The sequence below is a fragment of the Halomonas sp. PBN3 genome, from assembly GCF_000475415.1.
Lineage (GTDB): Bacteria > Pseudomonadota > Gammaproteobacteria > Pseudomonadales > Halomonadaceae > Halomonas > Halomonas shengliensis.
In genome coordinates this window covers 13,201-26,287 of the sequence record NZ_AXCA01000001.1, presented here as the reverse complement: position 1 = coordinate 26,287, position 13,087 = coordinate 13,201, and the positions used below count along the sequence as shown (strand labels likewise).

At 58.2% G+C, this 13,087-nt stretch carries 12 protein-coding genes; 6 read left to right on the top strand and 6 right to left on the bottom strand.

Annotated elements, in window-relative coordinates; genetic code table 11:
- The first annotated feature begins 3 nt into the window (after positions 1-3).
- The gene (locus tag Q673_RS35685; RefSeq protein WP_081711925.1) at positions 4-2,091 is read left to right on the top strand and encodes an AIPR family protein; all 2,088 of its coding nucleotides are present in this window, start codon (positions 4-6) and stop codon (positions 2,089-2,091) included.
- A gap of 88 nt (positions 2,092-2,179) precedes the next feature.
- On the opposite strand, the gene Q673_RS18955 is transcribed toward Q673_RS35685, so the two are convergent.
- Positions 2,180-3,877: a DNA cytosine methyltransferase gene (locus tag Q673_RS18955; RefSeq protein WP_023004133.1), complete on the bottom strand. Its 1,698-nt coding sequence runs from the start codon at positions 3,875-3,877 to the stop codon at positions 2,180-2,182.
- Positions 3,878-3,917: 40 nt separating this feature from the next.
- On the opposite strand from Q673_RS18955, the gene Q673_RS18950 reads away from it, so the two are divergent.
- The 3 genes from Q673_RS18950 to Q673_RS18940 all read left to right on the top strand — a co-directional run bounded on the left by Q673_RS18950 (position 3,918) and on the right by Q673_RS18940 (position 5,803).
- Positions 3,918-4,379, top strand: a complete 462-nt coding sequence (locus Q673_RS18950; protein ID WP_023004132.1) for a very short patch repair endonuclease — start codon at positions 3,918-3,920, stop codon at positions 4,377-4,379.
- A 194-nt stretch (positions 4,380-4,573) separates the two neighbouring features.
- On the top strand, positions 4,574-5,230 hold the full coding sequence (locus Q673_RS18945) for an SOS response-associated peptidase (RefSeq protein ID WP_031217451.1): 657 nt from the start codon (positions 4,574-4,576) through the stop codon (positions 5,228-5,230).
- Between the two features lie 120 nt (positions 5,231-5,350).
- Positions 5,351-5,803 carry an META domain-containing protein gene (locus tag Q673_RS18940; protein WP_023004130.1) on the top strand — a complete coding sequence of 151 codons (453 nt, stop codon included), beginning with the start codon at positions 5,351-5,353 and terminating at the stop codon, positions 5,801-5,803.
- Between the two features lie 135 nt (positions 5,804-5,938).
- On the opposite strand, the gene Q673_RS18935 is transcribed toward Q673_RS18940, so the two are convergent.
- From Q673_RS18935 to Q673_RS18915, 5 genes are all read right to left on the bottom strand, one after another.
- Entirely contained in the window at positions 5,939-6,664 is a 726-nt protein-coding gene (locus tag Q673_RS18935; RefSeq protein ID WP_023004129.1) for an anaerobic ribonucleoside-triphosphate reductase activating protein, read from the bottom strand.
- Positions 6,665-6,721: 57 nt separating this feature from the next.
- Positions 6,722-6,883 carry an anaerobic ribonucleoside-triphosphate reductase gene (gene nrdD / locus Q673_RS18930; RefSeq protein ID WP_023004128.1) on the bottom strand — a complete coding sequence of 54 codons (162 nt, stop codon included), beginning with the start codon at positions 6,881-6,883 and terminating at the stop codon, positions 6,722-6,724.
- Positions 6,884-6,932: 49 nt separating this feature from the next.
- Entirely contained in the window at positions 6,933-8,657 is a 1,725-nt protein-coding gene (locus Q673_RS18925; protein ID WP_023004127.1) for a ribonucleoside triphosphate reductase, read from the bottom strand.
- Between the two features lie 215 nt (positions 8,658-8,872).
- The gene (locus Q673_RS18920) at positions 8,873-10,153 is read right to left on the bottom strand and encodes a Y-family DNA polymerase (RefSeq protein ID WP_023004126.1); all 1,281 of its coding nucleotides are present in this window, start codon (positions 10,151-10,153) and stop codon (positions 8,873-8,875) included.
- A gap of 2 nt (positions 10,154-10,155) precedes the next feature.
- A complete protein-coding gene (locus Q673_RS18915; RefSeq protein WP_023004125.1) occupies positions 10,156-10,596 on the bottom strand; it encodes a LexA family protein in 441 nt (146 codons plus the stop codon).
- A 299-nt stretch (positions 10,597-10,895) separates the two neighbouring features.
- On the opposite strand from Q673_RS18915, the gene Q673_RS35680 reads away from it, so the two are divergent.
- Together Q673_RS35680 and Q673_RS36335 are read left to right on the top strand one after the other, a co-directional pair.
- Positions 10,896-12,026, top strand: coding sequence for a CBASS cGAMP-activated phospholipase (locus Q673_RS35680; RefSeq protein WP_081711924.1), 1,131 nt, complete (start codon positions 10,896-10,898; stop codon positions 12,024-12,026).
- Positions 12,023-13,078: a cyclic GMP-AMP synthase DncV-like nucleotidyltransferase gene (locus Q673_RS36335; RefSeq protein ID WP_152527041.1), complete on the top strand. Its 1,056-nt coding sequence runs from the start codon at positions 12,023-12,025 to the stop codon at positions 13,076-13,078. Before Q673_RS35680 ends, Q673_RS36335 begins: the two co-directional genes overlap by 4 nt.
- Positions 13,079-13,087: the final 9 nt, after the last annotated feature.

Here is a 13,087-nt window from a genome sequence, read left to right as displayed (position 1 = left end):
TACATGTCGGATCTCAGTGAATTTCACAGGGAACTTGTCGCCGATGTCCAGGTTGATGCAGATGCTGGTGGGATCTACACAAAGGAAGCTTTTTTCGAGAAGATGGGCGACATCCTGACCGAGGCGGGCGAACTGGATGGCGCGGATTATGCGTATTTCGAGGGAACAGGCCAGAACGGTGTTGCACTGCAAGTAGATGGCTACGGTGGCGATCCTCGGGATGCGCAGGGTATTCTGAGCTTGATTATCTGTGATTTTGAGGTCACAGATGAAGTGCGCCGTTTCCAAGGTGAACAACTAAAGTCACGTTTCAATCGATTGTCTGTCTTTCTTAGACATGCGCTAAGAGAAGATTTTCGGGAGAGGCTCGAGGAAACTAGTCATGGTTTCATGTTGGCTGATCTCATTTCTACTACATGGTCTAGTATTTCAAAAATTAAACTGATCTTGGTGACGGACGCTGAGAAGCGAGTAAAGGCGGACGCACTTCCGGCAGGGACTATCGATGAAAAACCAATTACATACAGTGTATGGGACTTGGCTAGGATTGAGAAATTTATTCGGTCAGGCCAAACTCGAGAAGATCTTGTAATTGACTTCGAGAAGGATTTTGGTGGTGCAATACCTGTGCTGAGTGCATCGATGAGTGATTCGGCACTGGAAAGTTATATGGCGGTTATTCGTGGAAGCCAGCTTGGCGATATTTACGATAAATGGGGAACTCGGCTTCTCGAGGCGAACGTTCGTAGCTTTCTTCAGGCTCGTGGAAAGGTAAACAAAGGTATTCGTGAGACCTTGGAAAATGAGCCTGAAATGTTCTTTGCCTACAACAATGGCATCACGGCAACAGCGGATAATGTTGAGATACGCGAGACAGATAATGGCCCGACTCTGGTTCGTGCAGATAACTTGCAGATTGTTAACGGAGGACAGACAACTGCCTCGATCCATGCAGCTCGCAAGCCCAGGCCTAATCGTCCGAAGGCTCGTTTGGATCAAGTATATGTTCAGATGAAGCTCAATGTTGTCCCGCGAGAGGCGTCAGAAGAAATAATTCCTAATATTTCGCTTTATGCAAACAGCCAGAATAAGGTCAATGATGCTGACCTAGCGTCTAACCACCCTTTCCAGATGCGTTTACAGGAATTTTCTCGGCGGATCCTTGCACCTAAAGGTCGAAACTCATACCAAGAGTCCAAGTGGTTCTACGAGAGGGCGCGTGGCCAATATCCTGATGAGCGTAGTCGGCGTACTGAGGCAGAACGCAAGAAATTCGATCTTGAATATCCTCGATCTCAGTATTTTAACAAGACAGATTTGGCAAAGTTCGAGAATTCATGGGCTGGTTTTCCTCATGTAGTGAGTCAAGGCGCCCAGAAAAACTTCGTCGCTTTCCAAAAAGAAGTTGGAAAAGAATGGAAAAAGTCTGATAAACGTTTCGATGAGACTTGGTACAAGAGGATGATTGCGAAGGCGATCATATTCCGCCGCCTCGAAAAGGTAGTTCCTCAACAGTCATGGTATGAAGGCGGTTACAGGGCAAATATCGTTACCTATTCCATGGCGAAGATTGCACACGATATAGATAAAAAAGGTCAGTGCGTTGATCTTGACAGGATCTGGCGTCAGCAGTCTGTCCCTGAACCTGTGGAACGTGCTCTCTTGCTCGCAGCTGAAATTGCTCATGATGTAATCACTCATCCCCCGGAAGGTGTCAGGAATATGAGTGAGTGGGCCAAAAAACAGGCTTGCTGGGCTCAGGTTCAGGAAAGGGGTATAAAATATTCTTTAGATTTTAAAGATTATCTTTCAACACCTGGAGAAGCTGCATCAGTTGTCAATGAAGAGCGAAAAGAACAATCCGAAATTTCAGAAGCGAATACCTATATATTTGTTGTTGAGTGTGGGGGGGTGTTCTGGAAGCAGGCACTTGAGTGGGGGATGAATGCTAAGCTTCTTACCCCAACAGAAGCCGGAGTTCTGGACAGATGTAGTAAGATTCCACACTCCATTCCAACTGAAAGGCAGTGCGGCATAGCTATGAAAGCCCTTGAAAAATTGAAAAATGACGGCTTTACAGGAGGTTTTTAACGTAAAGTTGGCTTATCAGATTGCTGATGAACTGGTGATGGTGCCGCTAGTTTTATTCACACGCCAGACCTGAACCCGGCGTCTTAGTTCAGGCCTGCAGCACCTTGGAGTGAGGTTGCTGAAGCTCTCCTCTCTGGGCTCGCTCCAGTATTTCCACCACCTTGTTGGCAATACGCCGAGCGAGCAGGGGGGGGACCGCATTGCCTACCTGGACATACTGTTCGGTGCGGTTGCCTTCGAAGTAGTAGTCATCAGGGAATGTCTGCAGCCTTGCTGCTTCACGTACGGTGAGGCTCCTGCATTGCTTGGGGTCGTAGTGGATGAAGTAGTGACCATCTTTGGATATGTGGCTGGTGATCGTCTTGGAAGGTTGATCCTTAAGAACCACCTTGAACCTGTCCGCAAATTTACCGGTCTTCCAATTGGCATGCATGGGAGCAAGGTAGTCGAGGTAGATCTCCTTGGTGCCAATTGGTGAGTATCCCATGACCTTGGCAAAGGTTGCACAGTAGAGGTACCTGGCAAGGTCCTTCTCCATATGGCTTCTTGCCTCATGGTTGTACCACAGGCCTTTGGTGTTCGGGTCCTGCGCACCATGGTACCACTTCTCTAGCTCGGTCGTCGGTCCGACAGGTCTGGGTTTTCCATTGGGCACATGGCGCCTTGGTAGTTCTTCGTGTGGCGTTTCCGCGATCTCTTTAAGCTCGGCTGCGATACGCTTCCTGTCTTCAGGTTCGAGGTGCTCGCTCGGTTGAGATCGCAGCTCATTCGCTACCTTAGTAGCTACCCGCTTGATGGCCTCGTGCCATGCCTCATAGGAGTCTTCACGGCTCAGCCCGCTTCGAAGTGGCGGAAGGCCGATGAAGGCTTGCTCGACCGTTCGCTTCTCATCATCAGTGCTATCCACCTTCAGGCTGGTGGCCATCGTCTGAACGCCAACGCCTTTTACAATGTCGTTTCGGACGCCGACCAAGATGACTCGGTGGCGAGCCTGAGGTATACCGTGCTCCTCCGCCTTGATCACGAAGGAATTGTACTCGTGTTCCTCTAGTGGATCAGGGGTATTGAAAAGTCCCTTTGTTCTCGGGAAGTAGACGCGATCGTCCTTGAGGGAGAAGATTGTGTATTCACTTGCAGAGCTGCAGCCCTCTGGACCTTCATGCCCGGTTGCTTTAACAGGGTCTCGCAAGTCCTCCAGAATCTGGCCGAAGATCCTCTCCTTGCCGACCCGAGACGTCAGCATGCCCCTCACGTTCTCCATGACGAAGACCGCTGGCCGGAACCTGGCGATCACGTCCAGGTACTCGCGATACAGGAAGTGTCGCTTGTCCTCTTCGGGCCGGTAGCTCTTGTTGCCGCGGTTGCGAACACGCCCGACAACGGAGTAGGCCTGACAGGGCGGCCCACCGATGAGAACCCAGTCGCGGTCATGGTCCAGTCCCTGATGCAGTCGCTCTTCCAAGGCATGGTTGCCGTCTTCGCCGCCGAGCTCCAGGCGTAGAGCTTCCTGCTCAGCTTCCAGCCACAGGTCCTTGACATCGTCCCTGCTGCTTGGATGCTTTCCACCTTGCAGGTATTCGAAGTAGGCATCCATGCCACGATCGCTGTCGAGCAACAGGCGATAGAACGCACGCAGGGTCAGGGTGCGATGGGCCGATGCTTCCTTCTCGACCGACACCAGCGTCTTGAACTGACGGCTGCGATCCGGTCTCCTGATAGAGCTGAACCCTTCGCCAAGACCCCCGGGGCCCGCGAACAGATCTACTAGTTGAACCGGCTTAGTCATTGTTGAGAACCTGCAATATGTTCATGGTCAGGAGGTTGGCGTGAACGACGTCGTTGACAGCACGACCCGCTCGCGCATGATGCAAGGCATCAGAGGCCGTGATACCAAGCCGGAGCTGTTCCTGCGCCGATACCTTCATTCCTTGGGGTACCGCTTTCGACTTCATCGCAAGGACCTTCCCGGCTCCCCCGACCTGGTGCTGCCTCGCTACAAGCTGGCTGTTTTCGTGCATGGTTGCTTCTGGCATCGGCACCCCGGCTGCTACTACACCACGACTCCGAAGACACGTCAGGCGTTCTGGGAGGAGAAGTTCCTTGGCAATGTCCGCCGAGACAACAGGGCCTATGTGGAGCTGCAGCACCTGGGCTGGCGTGTCCTGGTCGTCTGGGAGTGTGGCTTCAAGCATTGCCGCGAGAACTTGCCCGACATTTCGAATCTCATCCAGAGCACTAACCTGCATGAAGAGTGGCCGCCGAGCCCGCCCAGGCAACGTGAGCATTAACCCTGCATACAGCTTTGACGTAGCCCTTGGTTGGTCGCGCCTGACTCTGGGCCGCGTATGATACCAGGTTATCCTCGGCAAGCTAGAATTACCAGGTCCAGAGCCGGGGGAACCAAGCAGCCGTGTGCAATGTTGTGCGGCGACCCTTGTACCCACTGGTCTGCGGCCCATTCGCATCGGGAGGTTGATCCGTCATGTGTGGCCGCTTCGCCCTCTACGCCGATCCTGTCACCGTCGCTCGCGCGCTTCGGTTGCCGCCACCATCGGACGTCTGGCAGCCGCGCTACAACGTCGCGCCGGGTACCTGGATCACGGGTGTGCTGCGCTATTCGATGGACGGTGATCCGCTGTTCGACGAGATCTGGTGGGGCTACCGGCCCCAGTGGGCCGGGCATAGCGGCCCCGCACCCATCAACGCTCGGGCCGAACGTCTGGACAGCTCGCGCTACTTTCGCGGTGCCTTCCACAAGCACCGCTGCCTGATACCCGCCGATGGCTGGTATGAGTGGATGCCAGCAGAGGGAGGCAAGCAGCCCTGGTTCATCACCCGAGAGGACCGACAGCCCCTTTTCCTGGGCGGGATTTGGGCGCCCTTAGACGATGACACCGCCTGCTGCGCCATCATCACCGAGCCGGCCCGCGGCATTGCCAAACAGATCCACGACCGCATGCCGCTGATCCTGGATCAACAGAGCCTGGAGCCCTGGCTCGATCCCGAGCTGACCGACCGCGAGACGATCCGCCACCTGGTTCACCACCTCCCGCACGAGCGGCTGACTCACTGGCCGGTGAGCAACCGGGTCAACAAGCCGGTGGAGGATGATCCGGCCTTGATCGAGGTGGAGCGATGAAGCGTGATCGTGTGCAGGTGGTGGACGCGTTCGGCGGGCTCAATCTTCCATTACAAGTGGCGGAACCTTATGCCGCCGGGTGGCCTGATAAGGCTCATGAATGGCAATGGAGTGACCACGATGAAACAGAAGTATTCGCTTGCGGCACTGCTGGTCGGCACCCTGGCTCTTGCCGGGTGCGCCGGGTTTGATGCGACCTCGGGTGGTGATAATGCCAATGAGCCCCTGGAGAATACCTACTGGAAGCTGGTGTTGGTGGGTGAGCGCCAGGCGGTGACCATCGATGAGGCGCGCGAAGCGCATCTGGTGCTGCATTCCGAGGACGCCCACCTGTCAGGCTCCACCGGCTGCAACCGCATGATGGGTGACTATGAACGCGACGGCGATCGGTTAACTTTCGGTCAGCTTGCCACCACCATGATGGCCTGCCCTGGCGAAGTGATGGAACTCGAAAGAGAATTTCTCGATGCGCTCGGCGACATCACCAGCTGGCAGGTTGAGGGCGAAAACTTGACGCTCGTCGGTGAAGAGGGCGAGGCACTTGCCCGCTTCGAGGCGGTGCATCTCCAATGAGCTGAAGTGGCTCCCGCCACTCGGGCCAGACGCCAAGGTATTTTCAGTCTAGGTGTTTAGCCCCTAGGTGTAGGGTCCCGTGTAATTGCCCATGGTACGAACCATTGGCCGAGAAGAGCCCATGCCTCAAGTACTTCATAAACGCAGTTCGAGACGCCGGAAGGCGGGCTGCAGGCGCTCCACGAGCGCCTGCAGATCGGCAGTCGAGGGGGCCCGCATCACTGGGCGAGCATAGGCCTCGTCCAGGCACTGCCCCGTGCGTGCGACCTGGATGGCATAGTGCTCCACGCCTTGTGAGGCGAGGTCCAATGCCAGGCCGTCCAGGTCTTCCAGATCGAAGTCGCGCCAGTGGACCGTGGTGCGACATTCGAATGTGATGCCACTCGCCAGCAGCTGGGCCAGGCTCTCCTGATGGGCGGCGCCCATGCCGAGTCGACCGACGATGGCGTCGAACTGCGTGGCAGGTCCCTTCACGTCCAGCCCCACCCAGTCGAGATGGGGCAGCATCGCCGACAGGCGCCGGGGATAGACGCCGGCGGTATGCAGCCCGACCTTGAAACCCAGGGCGCGAACCCGCGCGGCGGCCAGCGGCAAGTCGGCGTGCAATGTGGGCTCGCCGCCGCTGAACACCACCCCTTCCAGCAGGCCCTGGCGCGTCTCCAGGAAGGCCTCGATCTTCGCCCACTCATCGGGTTTGGCCCTTCTCGGTTCGAGCATTTGCGGGTTGTGACAGTAGCCACATCGCAGGGGACAGCCCTGCAGGAAGATCACGCTGGCCAGGTGGTCGGGGTAATCCAGGGTGGTCATGGGGGTCAGGCCAGCCACGGGCAGCTGCGGCCGGCTTAGTTCGGGATCAGTCATTGGTACTTTCCAGGCAGGCGCCCCGGGCTTGACGGGGCGCCAGGGGTGGCGATGGCGTTATGCGTGGGCGGTCGACTCGCTGAAGTGCCGACGCTCGCGGTGCTCGGCCTGCTTGCCGTGGTTGAACTGGCTGACCGGGCGGTGATAGCCCATCACCCGGGTCCAGACCTCGCAGCGCTGGCGCTGTTCGGTGGGCAGGGTCTCGACGGTATGGCGCATATGATGCTCCTTGTGCTCGGTGGTCGGGTGTGACGAGGGATGATGTGCCTCAGGCCGTGGCATCGGACACCGAGGCGTGCTGTGCCAGAAGTGCCTCGTCGCACTTCGGGCAGAACTCGTGTTCGCCGGCCAGGTAGCCGTGCACCGGACAGATCGAGAAGGTCGGCGTCACGGTCAGGTAGGGCAGGCGGAAGCGGGACAGCGCGGTGTGTACCAGCTGCTTGCAGGCCCTGGCCGAGGAGAGCTTCTCGCGCATGTAGAGGTGCAGCACGGTCCCGCCGGTATAGCGGGTCTGCAGCGGATCCTGGTGCAGCAGGGCCTCGAAGGGGTCGTCGGTGTGGCCCACCGGCAGCTGGCTGGAGTTGGTGTAGTAGGGCGCCTGCGGTGTGCCGGCCTGAAGGATGCCGGGGAAGCGCTTGAGGTCCTCCTTGGCGAAGCGGTATGTGGTTCCCTCGGCGGGGGTCGCCTCCAGGTTGTAGAGGTGGCCGGTGGCCTCCTGGAACGCCCGCATCCGCTCGCGGACATGCTCCAGCAGCTCGATGGCGAGCTGCTGCCCCTCGGGGTCGGCGATATCGAAGCGGTCCTCGAAGAAGTTGCGGACCATCTCGTTGAGCCCGTTCACGCCCAGCGTGGAGAAGTGGTTGCGCAGGGTCCCCAGGTAACGCCGGCTGTAGGGATAGAGGCCGTCGTCCATCCACCGCTGGATGCAGTCGCGCTTGATCTCCAGGCTGTCGCGACCCAGTTCGAGCAACCGGTCCAGTTCGGCATAGAGCCCCGCCTGGTCGCCGGCGAAACGATGCCCTAGGCGCGCGCAGTTGATCGTCACCACGCCCAGCGAGCCGGTCTGCTCGGCGCTGCCGAACAGGCCGTTGCCGCGCTTGAGCAACTCGCTGAGGTCCAGCTGCAGCCGGCAACACATGGAGCGCACCATGTGGGGTTCCAGGTCCGAGTTGAGGAAGTTCTGGAAGTACGGCAGCCCATACTTGGCGGTCAGCGCGAAGAGCCTTTCGGCGTTGTCGCTCTCCCAGTCGAAGTCATGCGTGATGTTGTAGGTGGGGATCGGGAAGGTGAACACCCGGCCCTGGCAATCCCCCGCCTCCATCACCTCCAGGTAGGCGCGGTTGAGCAGGTCCATCTCGGCCTGCAGCTCGCCGTAGGTGAAGGGCTGCTCCTCGCCGCCGATGACCGGGACCTGGTCGCGCAGGTCCGCCGGACAGGTCCAGTCGAAGGTCAGGTTGGTGAACGGCGTCTGGCTGCCCCAGCGTGACGGCACGTTGAGGTTGTAGATGAACTCCTGCACTGCCTGCTTCACCGCCGGGTAGTCGAGCCGGTCGCGACGCACGAAGGGCGCCAGGTAGGTATCGAAGGAGCTGAATGCCTGGGCGCCGGCCCACTCGTTCTGCAGGGTGCCGAGGAAGTTGACCATCTGCCCCAGTGCGCTGGAGAGGTGACGGGGCGGGGCGCTCTCCGCCCGGCCCGGCACCCCGTTAAAGCCCTCGACCAGCAGGGTGCGCAGCGACCAGCCGGCGCAGTAGCCGCTGAGCATGTCCAGGTCGTGGATATGCAGGTCGCCCTCGCGATGGGCCTCACCCACTGCGGCGGGGTAGACCTCGTCGAGCCAGTAGTTGGCGATCAACTTGCCGGAGGCGTTGAGGATCAGCCCGCCCAGTGAGTAGCCCTGGTTGGCGTTGGCATTGACGCGCCAGTCGGCACGCTGCAGGTATTCGTTGACCGTCGACGCCACGCTGACGGTGCCGGACTGCAGGCTTCCCATGGAGTACCCCTTCATTGTGTGTATCACTATATGTGGTGAAATATAGATCCATATACACCATATGTTGTGCCAGTGAAGGGTAGGCGCCCTACAGCCACGAAGAAATGACCCAGGTCAGGAAAAGGGGATCCTGGTTGCTGCTCGGCCCCAGAGGACTGATCGGCCGCTATGGTGAGGTGTTTAGCGGTACCGCCGTCGAGATCTGAGGCGCTTCGCTACTTGGCCTTCGCGCTGGGCAGCTCCGGCCAGCGGGTGCTCCACCGTGGCGAGCGATTGGCACAGCGCAGGTGCCAGGCCGCGTTGGGGCTGGGCATCCCCAGCTTGACGGTGCCACGCCCCATGCGCTGGTTGAGAGCATCCAGGGTCGCCATCAGCTTCTCGCTGCGTTCGCGCTCCGCAGCGTTCTGGGGAGTGTCCAGCAGCGACATCTGCTGGCGGTTGGCGTCGATCAGGTCGATCAGCATCACCCCGGCCTTCATGAAGCGGTAGTGGGGCCGATAGATGGCAGCGAAGGCCTGGTTGACGGCGTGCAGGACCTCGCGGCTGTCGTCGGTGGGCCGCGTCAGCTCGACCACGGCTCCCGGCGAATATTGTGGCAGGTCGGGGCGGTGCCGGTTGGTCTTCAGGAAGACGTAGACGGCACGGGCCAGGCTATCCTGGCCACGCAGCTTCTCGGCACCGCGCTGGCCGAACTGGCGCAGCGCTTCGTGGATCTCGGCCCGGTTGTCGGTCAGCTTGCCGAAGGAGCGCGAGGTCATGATGCGCTGGCGGGGCTCGTCGGCGTCATTCATCTCGATGCAGGGAATACCACGCAACTCCAGAGCGGTGCGCTCCAGGGTCACCGAGAAGCGCCGGCGAATCTCCTTGGGGTCGGCCTGCGCGAGGTCCCAGGCCGAGCGGATCCCCATCAGAGCCAGCCGCTCCACCAGCCGGCGGCCCACACCCCAGATGTCACCCAGCTCGGTATGCCGCAGCAGGTTCTCCATCTCGGTGCTATCCACCGATAGCACGCATACCCCCCGATAGGCCGGCACCTTCTTGGCTGCCCGGTTGGCCAGCTTGGCCAGGGTCCGTGTGGGGGCTACCCCAACGCTCACCGGAATGCCGGTGAATCGCCGCACCTTGCAGTGAAGCTCCCGGCAGTGGGCCAGCAGCTGGTCGTGGCCAAAGCCGTCGAAGCGCACGAACATCTCGTCGATCGAGTAGGGCTCCACGCCGGCGGAGAACTCCTCCAGCACAGACTGAACACGGGCCGACATATCGCCATACAGCTCGTAGTTGGAGGAGAGCAGGCGGATGCGCCCCTGCCGCAGCAGCGCCTTCAGCTCGAAGGCCGGAGTGCCCATCTCTACTCCCAGCGCCTTGAGCTCGTTGGAGCGGGCGATCACGCAGCCATCGTTGTTCGACAGCACGCCGACCGGCAGCCCCTCGAGTCGGGGCTGGAAGACTCGCTCGCAGCTGACGTAGAAGTTGTTGCAGTCGATCAGGCCGATCATGGCTACACCGGGTACTCGTGAATGACCGAACGCACCACGCCCCATACCTGACAGTCGAGGTCCTCCAGCGGGATAGGCGGATAGGCCGGGTTCGCCGAGCAGAGATAGGGCTGCCGCCCCTTCAGCTGGTAGCGCTTCACGGTGATCTCGCCCTCTACGAGCGCCACCAGGATGTGGCCTGGCCGGGGTTCGATAGAACGATCGATCAGCAGCAGGTCGCCGTCGTGGATACCCAGGGAGTCCATGCTGTCGCCGGTGACGGTCATGAAGAAGCTGGCCGAGGGTCGCTTCACCAGGCGCTCGTTGAGGTCCAGGGTCCGCCCCTCGTAGTCCTGGGCCGGGCTCGGGAAGCCAGAGATCCCGGCCCGCGTCCGCGCGAGGGGGTGTGGCAATGCCATAGGCGGCGGTGCCGGATCCGCGGGGGTGAATTTGGCGTGTGGCATGGTGGGCTCCTTCCGATACCTGATATTTATACAGTATCAAGCAGGAGGCGCGGCCTGCCAAGCCCATGCACCACGAAGGTCGCGAGCAGGCTCAGCATGATACTGCTAACCTGACTGAGGATTAGGCATAGCAAGGGAATGCGAAATGGAACCTCATACCCGCCAATGTAAAAGCCCTTTACTGGTTCCGGTGGTATGTCAGCTCACGACCCTTAGCGGACATTGAGCTCGATCTCCTCTCGGGCCGGCATTGGGCTGCTCTCTGAAGATTGGCCAAGTTTCTGGGATTAAAGGTTGTGATGACTGCCCCACTCGGGGAATTAAAATGTAGGAGAACTATGGCGCCTTTTAGAGTGCTTTGCCTAGACGGGGGAGGAATGCGCGGCATATATCAAGCTGCCTACCTTAATCACTTCGCCAGCCATGTTTCTGGGGTGGATCAGCCGCCTGTTGATATCGGCCGCTGTTTTGATTTGATCGCAGGGACGAGCACGGGGGGGATCGTCGCGTGCGCATTGGCCGCGGGAAGGCCTTTAAAGGATGTGGAAGCTCTTTACGCCGAGCACGGGTCTCAGATATTTCCTTATCAACGGCTAAGGACGTGGCCCTTTATCGGGGGGATCATTAGAGCATTAGGCTGCGGCACGAGGCATGGTGAGAACGCCCTCAGGGAGGCCCTGCAAGAAACTTTGGGTGAAACCACATTCTTAAATATCCAGGAAAAGCGCGGCATCCGGTTGGCCATCCCTGCTATCGATATGGCGCGCCACGCTGCAGTAGTCTTTAAGACCCGTCACCTTGAACGATTAAACGGTCGAGATGACCAACGCACGTTAGTCGATGCATGCATGGCAACCAGCGCGGCGCCGATTCTACGCGCACTGGCGGAACTCCAAGAGCCTGGCAGCGGTGCGAGAGTCGTCTATACAGACGGTGGATTGTGGGCTAACAACCCGGGGGCTTTAGGCGCGATTGAGGCTAGCGAGATTCTGGCAAGCACTGGGCAAAATGAGCGTCCTATCCACCTTTTCATGCTGGGATCGCTGCCGGCCCAAGGGGGTGAGGAGATTTCTGACGCTCAGCGCTACCGTGGTGCTGTCGGCTGGAAGGGCGGATTGCGCGCCATCGAGACCAGCCTCAACGCACAGGCGGTCGGTTACGACTACATCAGCAACAAGATCACAACTGTTCGCGGACCAGACAACTTTGCATACAGATTGCCCGCCCAATGTCCATCCGAGCAACTGCTGGCTTACCTGAAGAATATGGACGACGCCAGGCCTGTTGTGCTCAACGCGTTGCGGCGGCAGGCCATATCTGATGTCGATTTCGCTTGGGCAAAATCTAATGAGCCGGGCTCGAAGCTGGAGGCCTTTCGTGCTGCTCTTTCAGAAGGGTACGCAGTTCAACGAGGTGAGGAAATGAAATGAGCGTTTTCGATTGCAGCAGTGAGATGTCAAAGTATCATGGCGAAAAAGTCACACTGCGTGACAAGGATCGTAAGGATATGAGGGAAAGGCGCGATAACGGCCGCATCCGCCTAAAGAATGGATTGAATAATAATGATCATGCTCAACCCAAAATAGTCTCTTCGCAAGGCTCTTATCAGATGAGGACCATGATCCAGGATGAAGATTGCGACTACGATATCGACGATGGCGTGTACTTTCTTCCCAATGACCTGAAAAATGGCGACGGCGTTGATTTGACGCCATTACAGGCGCGTCAAAGAGTGTGCGACGCATTATCGTACGACCTCAGATTTGCGAGTCCTGCTGAGGTTCATAATAACTGTGTTCGCCAAGAGTATCAGGCCGGCTATCACATCGATATGCCGGTCTATCGGATCCAGGTTCAAGATGAAGGCATGGATAAAGAGAAGGAAATATACGAGCTGGCTAGCGGCAACATGTGGCAGGTCTCTGATGCTCGCGCCGTCACCCAGTGGTTTAGGAATGCCATCAGCCAACTGAATGGTGAAGATGGTGTTGACGGATTACAGATGAGGCATGTTGTTCGCTTAACTAAAGCTTTTGCTAGAAGCCGCAAAGAGTGGAAAAACAAGACTGCTAGTGGAATTGCCCTCACCAGACTTGTAGTAGACGAGTTCAGGCCCTTCAAGAACCGAGACGACCAAGCATTGCTCGAAACTTGGAAGGTGATCAACTCCCGCTTGGCGACATCTACGAAGGTCGAGCACCCGGTAAATGCAACTGAACTGGCCAAGGAAGGTGATGAGAAGGTGACTTTTTTCCGGAACTGCATGTCCGATGCTCTCGAAATTTTGGCAACACTTGAGAAAGATGACTGTACCCGCAACGAAGCGCGGGATGCATGGGACAGCGTGTTTAACACCACCTATTTTGGCAATCTACCTGACCCACGTAATTCAGGCACCGACGCTAAGACCTTCTTCGTAGCGACGGAGAGCAAGACGGATACCCGCGATGACGGCAATGGGCGTTACGGTTGGGGGAGCTAAGCTCTGAAC